Origin of the sequence: Aporhodopirellula sallentina SM41 (assembly GCF_000346505.1) — a bacterium.
GTDB classification, from domain to species: domain Bacteria; phylum Planctomycetota; class Planctomycetia; order Pirellulales; family Pirellulaceae; genus Rhodopirellula; species Rhodopirellula sallentina.
The window spans coordinates 42,787-62,159 of the sequence record NZ_ANOH01000443.1 but is presented as its reverse complement, the minus strand read 5'-3'; the positions used below and the strand labels follow the sequence as shown (position 1 = coordinate 62,159).

Below are 19,373 nucleotides of genomic sequence, written 5' to 3'. Positions count from 1 at the left end.
ACTGTCCGGTAGGAAAGGGGCGGATTCTTGCGAACTAACCACTACCTAACCAATCGAGTCGGGATCAATAGCTACCCACACCGAGTGGTAGGTGACGACGTGTTTCACGGCGGTCGTCGTGTGATCGCGGGGGGCGTTCGATGCGGGGGATCCGTTCGATGCGGGTGATCCGTTCGATGTGGGTGATCATTGTGGGCGAAATGCGTTTCATGCGTGCAACGACTTCAAGGACGAACACGTGTGCTCCGCAAAACCGGTCTGTTTTGCCGGTCACGCCGAGAAGTTGCTGCGACAAGATGCATTTGCGGCTTTGCAGAATTCATCGACGCTTTATAATTGAATGAGCGTATCCACTCAGAGTTCGTGTCAGCGTGAGGCTTTTCAACGGTTTCAACGTCGGTCGACCTCCGCGGTCTGTGCGCTCACTGTCGAGGTGCTCCCGCGAGTTGCGTTGGTGCTCCCGCGAGTTGGCCACTGCGGCCTCGAATTTTGCGGCCTCGAATTTTGCGGCCTTGATTTTTGCGGCCTCGACTTTTGAGAACTCGAGCCAGCCTGTTGTTTTGATGACATCACACACAAGGATGGAACCATGCATTTTTCGGTAGCGTACGAAACCACGGAACTCATCTCCCCGTTGCTTCAGCAAGAGATGATTGCGTTCGCGGAAGAATTATCGAGTCAGAGGGATTGGTTGAGTTGTGAACCGCCTCGTTTGAGCAACCGTGACGGGATTCTCGCCGGAGCCAGCAAACCCAATTTCTCGGGGCAACTGGACCAACCCGAGTCGGCCAAAGTATCCGATCGCCACAACGGAACGCTGAACGATCTCGTCAAAATCCTGTGCGCCGTGTCCGCGGAATTTGACGTCGACTGGTTGATCTCCCACGACTGTTCCAATGGCCCTCTCGGGTTCATTCGGTGCGGCCGCTGTGATGAGGAAGTGCGGAGTCAGTGCGACGTGCTCAGCGAACTGACCCAGGAACTCGGCCGGGTGGATCTGGACCTCGGCGATTTCTAGAACGGCGATTTCGAGTTGATTGCCTGCCGATCAAAATTGGCTGAATGAATTCGCGTTTTGACGCGGTATGCCATGGCTCCGTTTGCTGTGTCTTGGCGAGGTAGGTGGTCGCAACACGAGCCTTTGGTGCCGTCGCGAATATTTTGAAATTGCCGGTTATGAACGTTGCCGTGGTGGCGGTTAAGACGGGTTCCGATGACCCTCACCACATGGATGCATGAACGTTCAAGAAAAACTAGCCGTTTTAGCCGACGCCGCCAAATACGACGCTTCGTGCGCCAGCAGCGGATCAAAGAAAACCCGCGAAGGTAGCCAGATCGGCAGTACCGAGGGGATGGGGATCTGTCACAGCTACACGCCCGATGGTCGGTGCGTGTCGTTGCTGAAAATCCTGCTGACGAACTACTGCATTTACGATTGCCAGTACTGCGTGAATCGCGTTTCGAGCGACACGCCACGGGCGAGATTCACCGTTGACGAGGTGGTCTCGTTGACGATGCAGTTCTACAAACGCAACTACATCGAAGGGCTCTTTCTGAGTTCCGGAATCATTCAAAATTCCGACTACACGATGGAGCAAATGATAGCGGTCGCCAAACGTCTCCGCACCGACGAGCACTACGGCGGCTACATCCATCTCAAGACGATTCCGAACGCGTCGCAGGACCTGATCGATGAGGCCGGACGGTGGGCGGATCGGTTGAGCGTGAACATCGAATTGCCAACCGACCGCGATCTGGTGCGTCTGGCCCCGGAGAGAAAAAGCCTCAAATCGTGGCCGCGATGGGCGGTATTCGCGAGAAGATCGAGGAAACCACGGCCGACAAGAAAGCCGGTTTGAAGACCCGCGGTTTCGCGCCCGCTGGACAGAGTACGCAAATGATCGTCGGGGCGACCGAGACGCCCGATGTGGATGTGCTTAAGACGGCATCGGATTTGTATTCGCAGCAGAAACTCCGCCGGGTGTACTACTCCGCATACAGTCCGATCCCGCATGCGGACGCCCGCCTGCCGGGACAGTCTCCTCCGTTGATTCGCGAACATCGGTTGTACCAGGCTGACTGGTTGATGAGGTTCTATGGTTTCCAGGCGGACGAGATTGTCGCCGAAAAGGACCGAAACCTATCGCTCGACATTGACCCGAAACTCGCGTGGGCGTTGGCGAATCGGCATTTCTTTCCTGTCGATGTCAATCGAGCTAGCTACGAAGAGTTGCTGCGAATCCCCGGCGTTGGTGTTCGCAGCGTCAAACGGATCCTTTCGATTCGAAAGCACCGGAACCTGCGGGCCGCCGATTTGCGAAAGTTGCGTGTCGCGTGGAATCGCACCAAGGCATTCGTTTTGACCGCGGACCACAACCCGAGCGTTCACGACCTGGATCGATTGGATTTAAAATCAAAAGTGACCACCAAGAACGAGCAACTGATGTTATTCGATGCCGCTGGTTCAGCCGTAACGGGTGAGGTCTAGCCTATCGGGAACGACCCGATGGCACTGCGAACATAGATCCTGCGAACATGGACCAATTTCTATCGATCGAAACGTTTGACCAATGGCGTGATCAAGCGAGAGAGTTGCTCTCTCGCGAAGTTCCTCCGACGGATGTGCATTTTGAGACCCGTAGCGATCAACCTTCGCTCTTTGGCAGTGACGACGCACAGGCTAGCCCAACGGATCAAAGCCACGTCCGAAACGCAGTCGCGAAGGTGCCAAAGTCTTTTTTAGAGCTGGCGAAAATTGTTGCCTGTCACCAACGTCCTGCCCGGTGGGAACTTCTCTATCGAACGCTATGGCGGCTAACGCACGGCGAGTCGTCGTTGCTCGAGATCGCAACCGATGATGACGTGCATCGGTTGCAGCAGATGAGCAAAGCGGTCACTCGCGATGTTCATAAAATGAAGGCGTTCGTGCGTTTCCGTCTCGTCGGATCCGCCGCGGAAGAAACTTATGTGGCATGGCATCGCCCCGATCATCGTATCGTCCGGCTCGCGGCACCGTTCTTTGCCCGGCGTTTCAAGGCGATGAACTGGTCGATCTTCACGCCCTGGGAATCGGTCGTCTGGGATCAAAAGCAGTTGCGATATGGCGCGGGAGTTCCGGCGAGCGAGGTGTCGGACGAAGACTCTCTTGAAGAACTCTGGAAGACCTATTACGCGTCGATCTTCAATCCCGCTCGCGTCAAAGTCAACGCAATGAAACGCGAGATGCCGGTGCGTCATTGGAAGACGCTTCCCGAAGCATCCGTGATTCAAGATCTGCTCGACGAGGCACCCCAACGTGTTTCGGAAATGATTGAGAAGAACGAAGGATTCGCCGAGACCGCGACGAACTACATGCCCGCTGAATCAGACTTGGCTTCACTGAAAGTGGCAGCCGAATGCTGCCAGGCATGTGATTTGCATCGCTTCGCAAACCAAATGGTTTTCGGCGAAGGTCCACGCGACGCGAAGATTGTTTTGGTCGGGGAACAGCCTGGCGATCGTGAGGATTTAGAAGGTAGGCCGTTTATGGGGCCTGCCGGACAATTGCTCGACGAGTGCCTCGCTATCGCTGGGATCCGGCGCGACGAGATTTACATCACCAACGTGGTCAAGCATTTCAAATTCACTGAACGAGGAAAACGTCGTTTGCACAAAAAGCCAGACTCGAGAGAAATATTCGCTTGTCGACCTTGGTTGGAAGCGGAGCTAGCGGCGATCGGGCCCACGATGTTGGTTTGTTTGGGGGCAACTCCCGCTCAGGCCCTCTTCGGACGCGACTTTCGAATCACGACCGGACGCGGATCCGTGCAGCCGACCGAATGGTGTCAACGGACGATCGCCACCTGGCACCCGGCAGCGATTTTGAGAATGCCGGATCCGACGCGGAAGTCGCAGATGACGGAAAATCTCGTGAGTGATCTCGTGACCGCGGTCACCTGAGTATCAAAAAAGTGCCAAGGATGGTTTTGTTGTTTTCCGTTCGGCGTTGGGTCCAAACGATCGCAGACGCTGTTTCCTCCGTCCTCTCTTTTATCTCGGTTCATGGTTTCGCTGCTTCAATCCACTCAACGCGGGCTGTACTGTCCGGTCGGCGACTTCTACGTCGACCCTCGCGTTGCCGTTAATCGGGCGGTGGTCACGCATGCGCATACCGACCACGCGCGTTGGGGATGTCGCCACTATCTAGCGGCCTCGCCGAGTGAGCATTTACTGCGAATGCGAATGAACGATGACGCCGAGTTTGAATTCATGCCCTACGGGGAATCGGTGACCGTCGGTGGAGTGGACGTTAGTTTTCATCCCGCCGGCCACATGCTCGGTTCGGCGCAGGTTCGGCTCGAGTATCGTGGCGAGGTTGTTGTCGTAACCGGCGACTACAAACTCGGTGCGGATCCAACCTGTGAATCGTGGCAGCCAATTCCGTGTCATTTATTGGTGACTGAATCGACGTTCGGTTTGCCTGTTTATCGATGGGAACCCGATGAAGTCACCTCTGGGCAAATCAATCAGTGGTGGCGAGAGAGTCGCGACGCTGGGCTGTGTTGTGTTCTCTATGGTTATGCCGTTGGGAAGAGTCAACGACTGCTCGCCGGTCTCGATCCGTCGATCGGCACGATCTACACGCACGGCGCGGTCGAAAAAGGGAACGAGGCTTACCGGCGCACCGGAGTCAAACTTCCTGAAACGGTGTTCGTCGGTGACCTCGACCGAAAGCACAACTTCACCGGAGGCATGGTGGTCGCCGTGCCGAGTGCGAACGGAACGCCGTGGTTGCGTCGGTTCGGAAAGGTCAGCACCGCGATGGCGAGCGGATGGATGGCGGTGCGGGGTGCCCGTCGCCGACGTGCGGTCGACCGCGGATTCATTGTCAGCGACCACGTCGATTGGCCGTCACTGCTCGAGGCGGTTCGCTCGTGTGATCCGGATACGGTGTGGGTGACCCACGGTTATACCGCAGCGGTGGCGCGTTACCTGCAGGAAAATGGTCGAGACGCAGTGGCGATCGATTCACGGTCCCGCAGTGAAAGCGACGAGGATCGTTCGCAGGATTCCGACGACGCACCGAGCGAAGATGGGGCGGACGATTCATGATCCGATTTGCCGATTTGTATCACGCCCTCGATTCGACAACGAAAACGAACGTCAAAATTGCCGCGATGGCAAAGTACTTCGAATCCGCTTCGTCGAGTGATGCCGCGTGGGCGACCTACTTTCTGTGTGGCAACAAACTGCGGCGGATCGTTCCAACGAAGCTTCTCAGGATATGGGCGGCCGAGGAAGCAGGCATTCCCTCGTGGTTGTTTGACGAGTCATACCATGCCGTCGGCGACTTGGCTGAGACTTTGTCGTTGGTCGTTCCACCGGGAGACATCAAGGACGACGACTCATTGGCGTTTTGGGTGAACGAGCGGTTGGAGCCCCTGCGCAAAATGGATGAAGAAGCCCAACGGCAACATGTCGTTGAGATTTGGAATCAAACGCCGGCACAACTCCGTTTTGTCGTAATGAAATTGATCACCGGCGCGTTCCGTGTCGGTGTCAGCAAACGGCTCGTGACTCGCGCGATCGCGCAGCAGTCCGGTGTTTCGGCTGACGTGGTTTCGCACCGCTTGATGGGAAATTGGAAACCGACGCCGAGCTTTTTCGAAAGTCTCGTTGACCCCAATGTCCAAGACACGCTCGCGAGCCAACCGTATCCGTTTTGTTTAGCCCATCCGATCAACGTCGAGGACGGACCGCAGGCGATCGGTGACGTCTGCAATTACGAGGCAGAATGGAAATGGGACGGAATCCGCGGGCAAGTCATTCGCCGATCCGGGCAGACGTTTATCTGGTCGCGGGGCGAGGAGTTGATGGAAAACCGATGGCCGGAGATCGAATCCGCCGCTGAGTCTCTGCCCGATGGCACGGTCCTGGACGGCGAAATCTTGGCCTCCCAAAGTGACGGCACGGTGCTACCGTTCGCTCAGTTGCAGCGGCGGATCGGCCGTAAGACGGTGGGCAAGAAGTTGTTAACTGAGGTTCCCGTTGTCTTTCACGCATTTGACATTCTCGAGTGTGCTGCGGAAGACGTGCGCGAAGAGCCTTTCGCCGAGCGTCGGGGACGTCTCGAAAAACTGTTGTCCGATTGCGATCATCCGCACCTGCGTGTGACCGAATTGATCAGCGGTATGTCGTGGGACGAACTCGCAAAAGTTCGTGAGAAAAGCCGAGAGATGAACGCCGAAGGGTTAATGCTCAAACACAAAGACGCCACGTACGATGTCGGACGCGTTCGCGGAACATGGTGGAAATGGAAAGTCAAACCGTTCACGATTGATGCCGTGTTGATTTACGCGCAGAAAGGCCACGGCAGGCGAGCGAGTTTGTTTACGGACTACACGTTTGCCTTGTGGGACGGAGATCAATTGGTGCCCTTTGCGAAGGCGTACAGCGGATTGGACGATCAGGAAATCCGAAAAGTGGATCGCTTTGTCAGGCAAAACACACATGACACGTTCGGCCCGGTTCGCAGCGTCACGCCGAAGTTGGTGATGGAGTTGGCGTTCGAGGGACTGCAGCGTTCCAAACGGCATAAGAGTGGCGTTGCGACACGGTTCCCTCGCATCCTGCGTTGGCGGCATGACAAGCAACCTGAGGACGCCAACCGGCTCAGCGAGTTGCTCGAGATGCTCGGCGATCAGGAATAGGATTTCGTCGCAACATGCACTCCACACCAACACTCACGCCATCCAAACAAGTTGATTCCTATTTCGAATCGATCGGATGGAAGCCCTTTCGTTTTCAACGTTCGGTTTGGCGATCGTACCAGAAGGGCGAAAGCGGATTGATTCACTCCGCGACCGGAACCGGGAAGACGCTCGCTGCCTGGATGGGGCCGATTCTCTCGTGGCTAAAACAAAACTCGGACCAATCCCGTTGGAACCCCAAACGTCCACCATCGGTTCGTGTGTTGTGGGTGACCCCTTTGCGTGCGCTCGCTGGTGATACGGAGTCATCGCTGCGTGGCCCGCTCGACGGTTTAGGATTGCCGTGGAGTTTGGAATCGCGGACCGGGGACAGCAAAGCAGGTGCGAAGGCGCGTCAGCTCAAGCGGTTGCCGACGGCATTGGTCACGACGCCCGAAAGCCTCTCGTTGATGCTGACTCACGAGCGGTTATTGCCTCAGTTGGCGGGCGTCGAAGCCGTGATCGTTGACGAGTGGCACGAGTTGCTCGGGACAAAACGAGGGATCCAAACCGAGTTGGCGTTAGCTCGACTGCGTCGCCTGAATCCGCATTTGCGAACCTGGGGACTATCCGCCACGCTGGGCAATCTCGAGGAGGCACGCGATTCGTTATTGGGCGTGACCCCGACGACTCCGGCACGAATCGTGGAAGGATACAAAAAGAAACGCATGAAGTTGGAGTCGATCATCCCGCCGCGGGTCGATCGGTTTCCGTGGTCGGGACATATCGGGACCAAGATGGTTCCTCAGGTTGCGGAGCGTTTGGAACAGGTAACGAGTGCTCTGGTGTTCGCGAACACGCGTTCCCAGACGGAGATTTGGTATCAACACCTACTCAAGCAACGTCCCGACTGGGCCGGCAAGATCGCGTTGCATCACGGATCGCTCGACACGTCGGTTCGACGATGGGTGGAAGACGGGTTGAAAGACGGGACGTTGCACGCGGTTGTTTGTACGAGCAGTCTGGATCTCGGTGTCGACTTCACCGCTGTTGATTTGGTGTTGCAAATCGGGAGTCCCAAGGGGGCCGCGAGGTTGTTGCAACGCGCCGGACGCAGCGGGCACCGACCCGGCGCCGAAAGCCGTTTGGCGTTCGTGCCGACCAACGCGATCGAACTGATCGAACTCGCCGCGGCACAGGATGCAATTCGAAAAGGGCATCTCGAATCACGTCCGCTCATGAACAAGCCACTCGATGTCCTTGCCCAGCACCTTGTCACGGTTGCGATCGGGGGCGGATTCGATTCGGAGGAGTTGCTCGAGGAGGTTCGTTCTTGCCTAGCCTACGAATCTCTCACCGATGCCGAATGGCGGTGGGTTTTGGACTTTGTGGTTCACGGAGGCAGTTCGCTCTCGGCGTATCCCGATTTTCACCGGGTTGAACGTGACGGCGATCTTTATGTTGTCAAACAACGTCGCACGATGACGATGCACCGGATGAATATTGGAACGATTGTTTCGGACGCATCGATGAAAGTGAAGTATCTCAAAGGTGCCACGCTCGGCAGTGTTGAAGAGAGTTTCCTCTCCAAACTGAACGAAGGCGAGCGGTTTCTTTTCGCAGGCAAACTGGTTTCCTTGGTGCGGGTCAAAGACAACGTGGCCTACGTCAAACGAGCCAAGGGACAACCCGATTCGGTTCCACGCTGGATGGGCGGCAGAATGCCGTTGTCGAGCGAACTGAGTGCGGAGTTGCGACTGAAGTTACAGGAGGCGGCCGAAGGGAAATTAGTCGGGCGTGAGATGCGGGCGTTGAAACCATTGTTTGAGATCCAGGAACGCTGGAGTGCTCTCCCGCTGACGAACCAGGTGTTGATCGAACAAATCAAGACTCGCAACGGTCATCAACTCTTTGTGTTCCCTTTTGAGGGACGTCTCGTGCATGAAGGAATGGCAGCGGTGCTCGCCTATCGGATTTCGCAACTGCAGAAGACAACGTTCAGCATGGCGTGCAACGACTATGGCGTTGTGCTGCAATCTCCCCATCCTGTTGAAGTAAACCGAATGGTTGACGAAGGCGTGTTTGCAACCGGAGACCTCGTGGGGGACATCCTCAGCAGTATGAACTCGACAGAAATGGCGAAGCGACAATTTCGACAAATCGCACGCGTCGCCGGCCTGATCCATCCCGGCTATCCTGGCCAACGAAAAAGCACCAGCCACGTGCAAGCGAGCAGCAATCTGTTCTTTGACGTGTTCCAAGAATACGACGCAGGGAATCTCTTGCTGGAACAGGCTCGCCGTGAGGTGTTGGAATTTCAACTCGAATCAACCCGTCTCGCCACCGCTTTTTTGCGGATCGAAAACAGCGAACTGTTGTCAAGAAAGCCGGCGAAGGTCACTCCTCTGGCGTTTCCTCTGTTGGTCGACAAACTGCGAGAGCGTGTCAGCAGTGAATCCCTCTCTGAGCGTATCGCTCGCATGCAACAACAGCTAGAGAAAGCCGCTGATCAGACGGCGGGTTAGAGAGGAAATTGCCGTCGGCGGACACACCTTGAGAAGGAGCGAATATGGCGAACCGGATAAGCATCAAACTCAATGGGATTGAAGTGTGCTTGCATAGCGACGGTTCGGTCGAGTGGCCAGATCGCCAAACCCTCTTCATTGCCGACCCGCATTTCGGGAAAGAAGCAACGTTTCGAAGGCACGGAATCCCCGTGCCGATGGGCAGCACGCAAGGAACGCTGCAGAAGATTCAACGTCGCGTCTGTGAAACAGGCGTGTCCCGGTTGGTCATCTTGGGCGACATGTTTCATGCCCGGTCATCGTTATCGCGAGATGTTGTTGAATCGATCGAGGATTTCTTCTCTGCGTTCATCGACCTATCAACGGTTCTCGTGCGAGGCAACCATGATGCTCACGTCGGACAGTTGCCATCGTCCTGGCCGATTGAGATCGTCGATCCGTTTGAACGAATTGACGACTTGGTTATGACGCATCATCCGGAAGAGGTGCCCGAGGACGCACGCGTTCTGCTATGCGGGCATGTCCACCCGGCGGTCAAGGTAGGCGATGCGATCGGAAAGCTGCCCTGTTTCTTCTACCGTAATCGCATGTTGATGTTGCCAGCGATCGGGCAATTCACCGGCACGCACGTCGTTAAAATTAACTCCGGCGATCTCGCGTGGGCGATCGCCGAGAATGAAGTGTTTCCGGTCCATAGCGAGCGGCCCTGATGACCTCTACGCGTCGCTCAGTTCGCTTTCGCTTTTGAGTGCTTGATCGCCATCTTCCTGCTCAACCAAGTACGCCGGTTCATCATCGCTCGCGTTGCGGGTAACCTCGTTTCCTTTGATCGTCTTGGTCACTTTTTCCTTGTAGGATTCTTTGATCTGACCTTCTGCGGTTCCGTTGCCATAGTTCCATTTGACGTATTGATTGACTTGAAATTTTTGTGCCATCGTTTGTTTTCCGTTGTGTTGGAGCAGTTTAATGTTTTGAAAAGTCCAACCCTTGTATCCGGGCTCGCTACAATTCAGACGCTGACGTCAGGTGACATCCCTCTTTCCGGGGAATGGATCCTGTTAAAAATCCTCATGCAGCAGGATCTTTAACAAGATCCGCTACCGCCCACCCGATAACCAAGCAGCCTCGGGCCAGAATTCAAGCCAAATCGAGAACGTATAAGAGTTGGATGCATCATGCGACGTACGACACGCCGACTACCCAACTCATTGCAAACAGTGCGCCAGTTCCAGTCCGGATCTCAGCGAGCGAGGCTGAAGCGATCGATCGCGGCTAGCGTTCAACTTCTTTCAACGCTGCATTGATTCCCTCGATGGCGCGATCGATGTCATCCTCGGGCTGATCGATACCCACGGAAATTCGTACGACCCCGTTTGCTTGAGTGCCAAGCGATTGGTGGGATTGGGGTGAGCATTGAAAGCCACCCGATGTGATTACGCGGTGTTGCTTAAGCACGTTGGCTACTGTGCCGCTGGAGTGTCCTGCAACGCCGAACGCGATCGAGGGCAGTCGAGCGGTTTCGTCGGGATGGCCGTAGCAAAGTGCTTTTGAGTGTTGTTCAATCGCCTGTCGCAGACGTGTGATTTGTTGGCGAGCGATTGACAATCGATCCTCTCGGGCAGGATCGGAAAGCCATCGGCACGCAGCGGAGAGTCCTGCGAGTGAGAATTGGTCAACCGAACCGACGTCGCAGTACTCGAGCTTGGTCGAGAATCGTTGGTTGTCGTTCGATTTCGATACCGATCGTTGAGGCAACTCGCACTGCGAGGAAACGCAGTCCATGGGAACGTTCGAATTGACGAACAAGCCGCCGATGCCCCACGGAGTTTGCATCGCCTTATGACCGCCAAAGGCAACCAGGTCGGCGTCGATGTTGTTCAAATCTAGATCGACCCATCCGGCAATTTGGGCCGCGTCGATCAAAGTCATGCTTCCGTAACGACGGGCGAGATGGATAGTTTCCTTGTAAGGCAGCAAATCTCCGGTCACATTGCACGCCGCGGTGATCGCAACCAATTTGACGTTTCCGGCTTTGAGGCTTTCTTCGAGGTGCTCCAGATCAAAGGGACAGGAATTGTTCGCACGTACCATTTCAACCCGAATGCCACGGTTCTCCAGCTTGATCAGTGGAGCGTGCAATGCATGATGTTCCCAGCAACTCGTCAGGACACGATCCCCAGGTGACAATGGGACGTTGGCGATCGCCGTGGCTAATGAGGAGGTACAGCCCGGCGTGATCAGGAGTTGATCGACGGAGCCGACTCCGAAAAAACGGCAGATCGTCGCGTGCGCCTGTTCGAACAATTCTGGCCATTGATCCGGGGATGTGTGGATCGCCTTTTCAACCGCGCAAGCGACCGCGGGAGGTTTGGGCCAACTTGTGCCGGCATGGTTGAGGTAAGGCATTTTGATGATGGGTTTGAAATGTTCATTTGCGGACGTCAGAGAGAACCGATGTCCATGCGACGTCGCATGCTGAACTGCGAACATCGGATGGTCGAGCAACATCACCGTGTCCCCCTTCGAAATTTTTCCTGCGACGATATGGTATCGCTGTCATGTTTCGCGGACAGGAGTATCGAAAGTGTCACCCGACAGAGAGAATCAATCGCGTCCCAAAGTACTCGTCGTGGGAGCCACCGGATACCTCGGCAAACACATGATTCAATGTTTGCACCGGAGAGGTTATTGGGTTCGTGTGTTGGTCAGGGACGAGAGCAGACTCGCCGACGTGAAGGATCTGGTCGATGAAGTGTTCGTCGGGGAAGCGACCAAGCCGGAGTCGCTCATAGGGGTATGTGACGGGATCGAGATTGTGTTTTCTTCCCTGGGAATCACACGCCAAAAGGATGGCCTAACCTATCAAGACGTTGATTATGGGGCAAACAAGAATGTTCTCGATTTGGCGATCCGGTCGGGAGTTGAAAAGTTTTTGTACGTCTCGGCACTCAACGCCGACAAACTGCCTGACGTGAAGATCCTCGCCGCCAAAGAACATTTTGTATCAGAGCTTCGAGAGAGTTCCATCGACAGTATTGTCGTGAGGCCCAACGGCTTCTTTTCCGACATGAAAGAGTTCTTGTCGATGGCGCGTGGTGGCCGAGTTTATCTTTTCGGCGATGGCGAGTATCGTTCCAACCCGATCGACGGAACCGATTTGGCAAACTTCTGCATCGACCAATTCAGCTTTCGCAACACCTGTGTCGATATCGGCGGCCCGGATGTTTTGACTGCCAATGAGATCGCCGATTTGGCGTTTGCCGCGACCGGCCAGAAGCGACGTGTTACCTATATCCCGCTTTGGATCACGAAGGCGTTATTGTTTGGCATGCGAAAGTTTACCGGAGTGGAGACTCACGGTCCGATCGAGTTCTTCCTGACCGTGTTGACCATGGACATGGTCGCGCCGAGCACAGGGACTCGGCGGTTGGCAGACTTCTTTCAAGATGAAGCAAAGACAGAGCAATCTCAGCGATGACTCAATTCGCTCAGTTTTAACGGGAACTCTTTGACAACCTTTCCGCTGATGTCGACGCATTTGAACGTCATGACAGGATCCTCAGGTCGCAGGTCGAACGAGAGTTGTCCCCAAAAGTTGCCTTCGTTGTAGGACCACACGGCGTTGTCAAACGTTTGATGTGTGTGTTCGTTGGTCACTTTCGCGGAAACGAACTCATACAACGGGTAACCGTTCGGGCGGTCAATTCTCCAGATGTCGGTGCGGTGGCGGTCACCTGAGATAAGGATCACACCATCAATTTGGTGCTCGTTGATCCGGTCAAAAATTTCGTTGCGTTCATCACGTGACCAGGTGCCCGCCCATGAGTCTTTACCGTCCTTGTCGGCCCCGTCGGACCACATGGTTCCGGAAGCGAGGACTTTGAATTTGCCTTTGGCGTTTGCGAGTTGTTCGAGAAGCCACTCTTTTTGGTCGGGGCCGAGCATCGTTTTTTGTTTTTTGTCGCGGTAGAAGCGACCGTCTGTCATGAAGAAGTCGACATCGCCGAGAGAGAACGAATGCCACGTGCCCGGCATTTTGTCACCGCCGCCGTAGTGCGGGTTATTCCAATTCTGTCTGAACACGTTCCAATTGGGCCGTTTCCATGGCGCTGTCAATCCTGAACCGCCGGACGAATCATTCATCGCCATGTCATGGTCGTCCCACACGGCATAAATCCCAGTGCTGGCGGCGAGTTCGCTGAACGCAGGGCTGAGGTAACGACGGTAGTAGAACAAGCGTTGAGCTCCGCGGCGGTTCATCACGTCAATGTAGACGTTGTCACCCAGGCCTAGGTACGCGAGTGGTTGCGATTTCGCCACGTTGCTCCAGGCGTACTCGTTCACGGGAACGTAACGAGCACCGGACCCAAACGTCACATCGAACTGTACTTTCTGGCCGGATTGTGGAGCGGTGCGAAATTGAAAACTGTCGCGTCGGATCGGCTCGCCATCAACGACGACGTCGTATGCATACGTTGTAAATGGTTTCAAGCCATCGACTGTCATGACCGCGGTGAAGTCGTTTCCCTTGGTTGTTTTGACCGTGTTTGAATGAAGGTTGTCGATTTGAATCTCGACAGTTGCCGGTCCGGCTGTCCGCACCCAAAATTTCACCGACGTCGGCTTCAGGTCACCGACCATTGGGCCGTTGAACAGTTTCAGGTCGTGCTTTTCGATCAGCTGAACGAAGCCCGGTTCTGACAGCAGTTCCGACATGCCGCCCTCGGCGCCATGCCGGCCGGTCTGTCCTTGTGGATCGCTACCGTAGAGAGCGTCGATCATGTACGGATCGAGATCCTTCATCACCTCAGAGGTCTCGCCTTCGGTGATCGGCGGTTTCGCGGAAACGTTTGCTTGAAATAGCGTGATCAGAGCGAGGATGGCAACCCAGGAGACGGTTGCCAATGAATAGGATCGGATTCGCATCGTGATGAAAGGTGGGAGAGGTGGGGAGATTTTCGATACCAGGGGAGATTGCCCCAATGATAATCGATCACGAGGCCGGGGAAATCAGTAGACGGGCGCGTCCACCTTCGAGTTGTGACTGTTCTTCGCAGAACATGCGGATCTTTCCATGTTGACTCGCGTTCGCACGCAGCGACCACATCGCGGCACCTTTGTTCGCGATGTGCACGCGTTGCTCTTCGTTCATCAGTTCGAAAAACTGAACACAGGTCGGAATTTGGTCTTTGATTCCAAACCACAGAAGAACATCGATATCGCCGGGAGAAACGATCTTCCACTGCCCGTTGGTTTGCCCCAAGACGATACCGATCTTGCCGAGTTCACCGATGGCGTTGTCATCAACCGTGACCGGCGAATCGGTTTCCTTGGACAACAAAGTGTCGATGGTGTGGCGGGATCGGTCTTCTCGGTCCAACACCGCGACCACTTTTTCAATGGGCGATAATTCGCCGGTCACGAGAAACTCGCTCCAACACAAATCCATTTCGCCCGGTGATTCGATTTCGTCGGGCAGATACTCTGCGTTGCGAATTCCTGTGGGCGGATCGAGGATGAGTGCCATCGCGGATCGTTCAGGGCCTGTCGCTTCCGGCAGTTTGCTCGATAGGAATGCGTGAACATTGTCGTAAACTTCGGCGATGCGAACGAACATCATCATGATGGTCGGGTTCTTCGCCGGCAGTTCATGTCGAACCGCGAAACGAATCGCTCGCCAAACGGATTCGGGAACCACGTTGCGGTAGATTCCGTTGGTCACTTCGGCAAAGCAATCGGCATCCGGATCGGAGGTGGTTGAAGACTTTGCGTAGTTAGGATCTGACATGGACGTGATCGGATTGGGAAGTGCGGACGATGGAAGCAGCATAACGCAAACCCTCGGGATCGATGAACCGGTTGTTCGCGGCAGACGTGGTGCGTTTGGCGGTGCAGCGAGACTGTCCGGGAGCAGACACCTGGGCCTGCGGGGCTTTCAGGTTCTCTTGCCCGGTGGGAGCGATATTGATATAGACCGCGTCGACATCACCACCGTCGCCGACTCATCCGCAGGCTGCCGATGAAGCCAAGGCGGTTTTCTCTTTTTCGCATCGAGCCAGATTCACTATGGCGACTGAAACCTCGCAATCCGAAGCATCTCCGCAAGCACCCGACGCAGCACTTGAGGAGGAGACTCAGGCCGCTTCGTCGGATCCGCAAACTGAGGCACCGAAGCAGTCCGAAAAGACGCCCAGTGAGGTGGATGAGAAAACCGCGGCGTCGAAAACGGACGACACGAAGACGCCTTCTGCTGACAAAAGTAAAACGCCCTCAGCCAAAAGCAAACCCGCCAAGGACGCCGCTCCGCCGAAGTCCAACGCTTCTGCCGGCAAATCAGCGGGCACAAAGAAAGAAACGACCGCGAGGGCAAAGAAGGCTTCGGCGGGCGGAAAAAACGCTGCAGGTAAAAACTCGGCCAACAAGGGTGGGGCCGGAATGCTGCCCACGGAAGAACAACTCGAGAGCCTCAAGGCTGCCGTGGACGCGGCAGGCGGAAGCGAAAACCTGCTCGAGATTCTTCAGCACGTCGAAGACGCGGGTGGCCGAGAACAGGTCGAAGAAAGTATCGAAGCCTATCGCGTTTTGAAAACGGTGTTGGAGGAATAAGCTCGCGTTCAAACAGCGATCAACGTTTTCTGAATGACAGATTCCACCGCATTCGCCATCACCACTCTGTTTCCGGATGCCGACGTATTGCGGACCATAGTCATTGAACCGCCAATCAAAGGCTGATGTTTAAAACTGTTTCGCTGCCTCAATGTCGTTGGCTGAGAGATCCATGTAGTTTATCTCGTGGTGGACGCTGGCGGCATCGGTCATTTGTTATCAGTGGTGGTTGAGTCGGTTGATAGCGAAACGATGTTTCCACCAGGGAAAACGTGGATTCAATCGGATTCTCCAGAGAGGGCAGTCGCCATGGAAGACAAGCCATCGCAGTCTGCCGAATCCGGTTCACCAGTCAAGCTCGACCTGCGTTCAGATTCGAGGTTTGGTCGCCAGAGACCGCCTCGATAGTCGTTTGCATGGTTGGCTGCGCAAAGAACCAAACGATGCACTGGAGCGGGTGTGGGTGATCGCTGCCGACCCACCAAGCGAAAATAGATCCATGCGATCCATTCCCGCTAAGCTCTTTTGGGAAGGTGTTGTTATTCGATCGAGACGCTCACATCGTGTCCGTGGAGTTTCAACAGTGCGTGACGGCGGGCTTTGTCGAGGTCGCTGGCGACCATTTCCGCACACATCTCTTCGACGGTAATCTCACATTCCCAGCCGAGTTTGTCTTTGGCTTTGGATGGGTCGCCGAGAAGTGTTTCCACCTCCGCAGGGCGGAAGTAACGCGGGTCGACTCGGACGATGACATCTCCCACCGACACCTCGGGGGCTTTCTCGGTATCGGTCACATTGGTGACTGTTGCGATCTCGTCAACGCCTTCACCGCTGAATTCAACTTCCAAGCCCGCTTCGGCTGCGGACATTTTGACGAACTCGCGGACCGTGATTTGCTGACCGGTCGCGATGACGAAATCTTCCGCGGATTCTTGTTGCAGCATCATCCACTGCATTCGCACATAATCTTTTGCGTGTCCCCAATCTCGAAGAGCGTCCATGTTGCCGAGGTACAGGCATGGCTCGAGTCCTTGAGCGATGTTGGCGAGGCCACGCGTGATTTTACGGGTCACAAATGTTTCACCGCGTCGAGGCGATTCGTGGTTGAAAAGAATCCCGTTGCACGCGTAGATACCGTACGACTCTCGGTAGTTCACCGTGATCCAGTAGGCGTACATCTTCGCACACGCGTATGGTGATCGCGGATAGAACGGAGTGGTTTCTTTCTGCGGAATCTCTTGTACCAATCCAAACAGTTCGGAAGTGGACGCTTGGTAGAAGCGAGTTTTCTTCTCGAGGCCGAGGAAGCGGATCGCTTCGAGCAGACGGAGGGTTCCGATCGCATCGACGTCTGCGGTGTACTCGGGCGACTCGAATGAAACGGCGACGTGCGATTGGGCACCCAGGTTGTAGATCTCGTCGGGTTGGACTTCCTGGACGATTCGCGTCAGGTTGGAGGTGTCTGTCAAATCGCCGTAGTGCAGTTGGAAGCGTTTGTTTTCTGCGTGAGGCGATTGATAGATGTGGTCAATCCGCTCGGTGTTGAACGAAGACGCCCGGCGTTTAATGCCGTGGACTTCATAGCCTTTCTCGAGAAGAAGTTCGGCGAGGTAAGATCCGTCTTGCCCAGTGATGCCGGTGATGAGTGCGCGTTTCATGTTGCAGATGAAAAAGAGAGGCGTTGAGTTGAAGGACGAAGAGTCGGAGGACGGAGTGTTGAAGGATGAACCGGTGTGGTGGTAGATGAAGGCTCCTGGGGTCGAGCCCTCGTTGAGCAGATTGCCGATAACCTACAGCATAACTCTTCTCGAGAGATGCTGTTTTAGTTGTTTGTCGATCCGTGAAAAGGTCGCTAGTGAATTTGCGACTGTAGGCAATGTGAGGATGGCGCCGCGTGTGTCGAGTGGACAGGCTCGACCGCGATCAACGCTCCGCATCCATAGATCCATCGCCAACGTTCTGCGTAGTGCATCGGTCGAAGCGGTATCGGCCGGCGATGGCAGGTTGTCTGCCCGTGGCTGGCTCGGAGAGGAGGGCCCGCATGGAGATTGCCGGTGGCGGTCATCGGCTTTGGGGGCGGTGGACACCGCCGAGGGTCCGGCAACGCGGCGTGCGAGATCGACACCGCGGGGAAAGAAAAGAAGTGGAAGTGCTGGGACTCGAACCCAGGACCATCCGATTAAAAGTCGGATGCTCTAACCAACTGAGCTACACTTCCGGGGTGGTCGCTGAAAACAAAAACAGCACCGTCTGTTAGCACGGTGCTGCATTGCGATCAGCCAACCTTTGTACTCACCAGTATCTCATTCTGACAACTGCGTTTGGCAGTTGTTACAAAGCGGAGCGGACAGGATTCGAACCTGCGGACCCAGTTGCCCGGGTCACCGATTTAGCAAACCGGCGCTTTCGACCACTCAGCCACCGCTCCTCTGGTGGACTTTCGTCAGTGCGGAATTGTGCTGTATTGCCGCTCCCTTGGCAACCCATGTTCACAGGCACTTTTTGGGGACTTTGGACGGCTCGGATACCGCACGTTACACTGCGGCATTCTGACCGCGGTGATTCCGGTGACGACCCGATCGTTTTCGGCCGGAAGTCCGATCCACGTTCACTTTTTCTGGATTTAATTTGATGCAGCCGACTGAGTGGGATTTGAATCCAAAGTTCGACTTTCGCGACGAACACATGGTGCGCGAGGGGGAAAAGGTTTCGCTCGCCAAAATTCCGACTGAATTCGAAGGCCCATTTCGCGGTAAAGAGCACGGAAGAGCGTTCGCCGCTCATGCGATCGCCGAAATTCAAGAGCTGCAGTACCGGATGTATACCGAGGCGAAACAGTCTCTGTTGATCGTTCTGCAGGCGCCCGACGCGGCCGGGAAAGACGGACTGATACGGAAAGTTCTCGGGCGAATGAATCCTCAGGGGTGTCGAACGTACCCGTTCAAGGTGCCCAGTAGTTTGGAGCGTGCGCACGACTTTTTATGGCGGATCCACCAGGCAACCCCCGCGGCGGGAAAGGTTTCGATCTTCAATCGTTCCCACTACGAAGACGTTTTGGTGGTTCGGGTTGAAGATCTCGTTCCCAAATCGGTTTGGAAACAGCGGTATGAAATTATCAATGACTTCGAAAAACTGCTGCTGCATCGGGGGACGCGTATTCTTAAATTTTATCTGCACATCAGCCCCGAAGAGCAACTCGAGCGGTTCAAGAAGCGTCTCGATGAGCCGACCAAACACTGGAAACTCAACGAAGGCGACTACGAGGCCCGTGCGAAATGGGGCGACTACCGCGAAGCTTACGAGGACGTCTTCGAGAAGTGCCATTCCGAAGACGCCCCCTGGCACATTATCCCTGCGGATAAAAAATGGTACCGCGATGCCAGTGTCGCGGCGATCGTTCGCGACACATTTCGCGATATGGACCCGCAATTGCCTCCGCTCGACGCGGACCTCGACGAGATTCGCCGCCTCTACGAGCGTGAACTCGCAAAGCAGTAATCGGCAAGGGTTGGTTTGTCCGTCGTCCTGACGACGTCGCGGGCACCTGACACCGATTGGCACCTATCCTCCTCAT

16 protein-coding genes and 2 tRNA genes are annotated in these 19,373 nt (G+C 55.4%); 11 read left to right on the top strand and 7 right to left on the bottom strand.

Annotation, left to right across the window (positions count from 1 at the left end; translation table 11 throughout):
- The first annotated feature begins 589 nt into the window (after positions 1 to 589).
- The 8 genes from RSSM_RS28940 to pdeM all read left to right on the top strand — a co-directional run bounded on the left by RSSM_RS28940 (position 590) and on the right by pdeM (position 9,903).
- Complete coding sequence (locus RSSM_RS28940) at positions 590 to 1,018, top strand: hypothetical protein (protein WP_008688231.1); 429 nt, start codon at positions 590 to 592, stop codon at positions 1,016 to 1,018.
- A 217-nt stretch (positions 1,019 to 1,235) separates the two neighbouring features.
- Positions 1,236 to 1,859 carry a radical SAM protein gene (locus RSSM_RS35090; RefSeq protein WP_008688229.1) on the top strand — a complete coding sequence of 208 codons (624 nt, stop codon included), beginning with the start codon at positions 1,236 to 1,238 and terminating at the stop codon, positions 1,857 to 1,859.
- The gene (locus tag RSSM_RS35085; protein WP_236621460.1) at positions 1,802 to 2,488 is read left to right on the top strand and encodes a radical sam domain-containing protein; all 687 of its coding nucleotides are present in this window, start codon (positions 1,802 to 1,804) and stop codon (positions 2,486 to 2,488) included. Before RSSM_RS35090 ends, RSSM_RS35085 begins: the two co-directional genes overlap by 58 nt.
- A gap of 47 nt (positions 2,489 to 2,535) precedes the next feature.
- On the top strand, positions 2,536 to 3,939 hold the full coding sequence (locus RSSM_RS28920) for a UdgX family uracil-DNA binding protein (RefSeq protein ID WP_008688225.1): 1,404 nt from the start codon (positions 2,536 to 2,538) through the stop codon (positions 3,937 to 3,939).
- A 102-nt stretch (positions 3,940 to 4,041) separates the two neighbouring features.
- Positions 4,042 to 5,091 (top strand): ligase-associated DNA damage response exonuclease, encoded by a 1,050-nt coding sequence (locus RSSM_RS28915; protein ID WP_008688224.1) that lies wholly within the window; start codon positions 4,042 to 4,044, stop codon positions 5,089 to 5,091.
- Positions 5,088 to 6,689 (top strand): ATP-dependent DNA ligase, encoded by a 1,602-nt coding sequence (locus RSSM_RS28910; protein ID WP_008688222.1) that lies wholly within the window; start codon positions 5,088 to 5,090, stop codon positions 6,687 to 6,689. The genes RSSM_RS28915 and RSSM_RS28910 overlap by 4 nt, the downstream gene beginning before the upstream one ends.
- Before the next feature lie 14 nt (positions 6,690 to 6,703).
- Positions 6,704 to 9,193 (top strand): ligase-associated DNA damage response DEXH box helicase, encoded by a 2,490-nt coding sequence (locus RSSM_RS28905; protein ID WP_008688220.1) that lies wholly within the window; start codon positions 6,704 to 6,706, stop codon positions 9,191 to 9,193.
- Between the two features lie 44 nt (positions 9,194 to 9,237).
- A complete protein-coding gene (gene pdeM / locus RSSM_RS28900; RefSeq protein ID WP_008688218.1) occupies positions 9,238 to 9,903 on the top strand; it encodes a ligase-associated DNA damage response endonuclease PdeM in 666 nt (221 codons plus the stop codon).
- Between the two features lie 6 nt (positions 9,904 to 9,909).
- On the opposite strand, the gene RSSM_RS28895 is transcribed toward pdeM, so the two are convergent.
- Together RSSM_RS28895 and RSSM_RS28890 are read right to left on the bottom strand one after the other, a co-directional pair.
- Complete coding sequence (locus tag RSSM_RS28895; protein ID WP_008688216.1) at positions 9,910 to 10,128, bottom strand: hypervirulence associated TUDOR domain-containing protein; 219 nt, start codon at positions 10,126 to 10,128, stop codon at positions 9,910 to 9,912.
- A gap of 337 nt (positions 10,129 to 10,465) precedes the next feature.
- On the bottom strand, positions 10,466 to 11,599 hold the full coding sequence (locus tag RSSM_RS28890; RefSeq protein ID WP_236621459.1) for an aminotransferase class V-fold PLP-dependent enzyme: 1,134 nt from the start codon (positions 11,597 to 11,599) through the stop codon (positions 10,466 to 10,468).
- A gap of 178 nt (positions 11,600 to 11,777) precedes the next feature.
- On the opposite strand from RSSM_RS28890, the gene RSSM_RS28885 reads away from it, so the two are divergent.
- Positions 11,778 to 12,671: an SDR family oxidoreductase gene (locus RSSM_RS28885; protein WP_008688212.1), complete on the top strand. Its 894-nt coding sequence runs from the start codon at positions 11,778 to 11,780 to the stop codon at positions 12,669 to 12,671.
- Here RSSM_RS28885 and RSSM_RS28880 read toward each other — a convergent pair.
- The gene (locus tag RSSM_RS28880) at positions 12,662 to 14,098 is read right to left on the bottom strand and encodes an alkaline phosphatase D family protein (protein ID WP_236621458.1); all 1,437 of its coding nucleotides are present in this window, start codon (positions 14,096 to 14,098) and stop codon (positions 12,662 to 12,664) included. The two genes, RSSM_RS28885 and RSSM_RS28880, sit on opposite strands and share 10 nt — an antisense overlap.
- A gap of 88 nt (positions 14,099 to 14,186) precedes the next feature.
- The gene (locus RSSM_RS28875; protein ID WP_008688207.1) at positions 14,187 to 14,981 is read right to left on the bottom strand and encodes a hypothetical protein; all 795 of its coding nucleotides are present in this window, start codon (positions 14,979 to 14,981) and stop codon (positions 14,187 to 14,189) included.
- A gap of 278 nt (positions 14,982 to 15,259) precedes the next feature.
- Between RSSM_RS28875 and RSSM_RS28865 the strand changes: the two genes are divergently transcribed.
- On the top strand, positions 15,260 to 15,799 hold the full coding sequence (locus tag RSSM_RS28865; protein ID WP_008688204.1) for a hypothetical protein: 540 nt from the start codon (positions 15,260 to 15,262) through the stop codon (positions 15,797 to 15,799).
- 539 nt (positions 15,800 to 16,338) lie between these two features.
- On the opposite strand, the gene gmd is transcribed toward RSSM_RS28865, so the two are convergent.
- The 3 genes from gmd to RSSM_RS28850 form a co-directional block, all read right to left on the bottom strand.
- Positions 16,339 to 17,457 (bottom strand): GDP-mannose 4,6-dehydratase, encoded by a 1,119-nt coding sequence (gmd, locus tag RSSM_RS28860; protein ID WP_008688199.1) that lies wholly within the window; start codon positions 17,455 to 17,457, stop codon positions 16,339 to 16,341.
- Positions 17,458 to 17,943: 486 nt separating this feature from the next.
- Positions 17,944 to 18,017 (bottom strand) — tRNA-Lys (locus tag RSSM_RS28855).
- Positions 18,018 to 18,138: 121 nt separating this feature from the next.
- Positions 18,139 to 18,227 (bottom strand) — tRNA-Ser (locus RSSM_RS28850).
- Between the two features lie 203 nt (positions 18,228 to 18,430).
- Between RSSM_RS28850 and RSSM_RS28845 the strand changes: the two genes are divergently transcribed.
- A complete protein-coding gene (locus tag RSSM_RS28845; protein WP_008688197.1) occupies positions 18,431 to 19,297 on the top strand; it encodes a polyphosphate kinase 2 family protein in 867 nt (288 codons plus the stop codon).
- Positions 19,298 to 19,373: the final 76 nt, after the last annotated feature.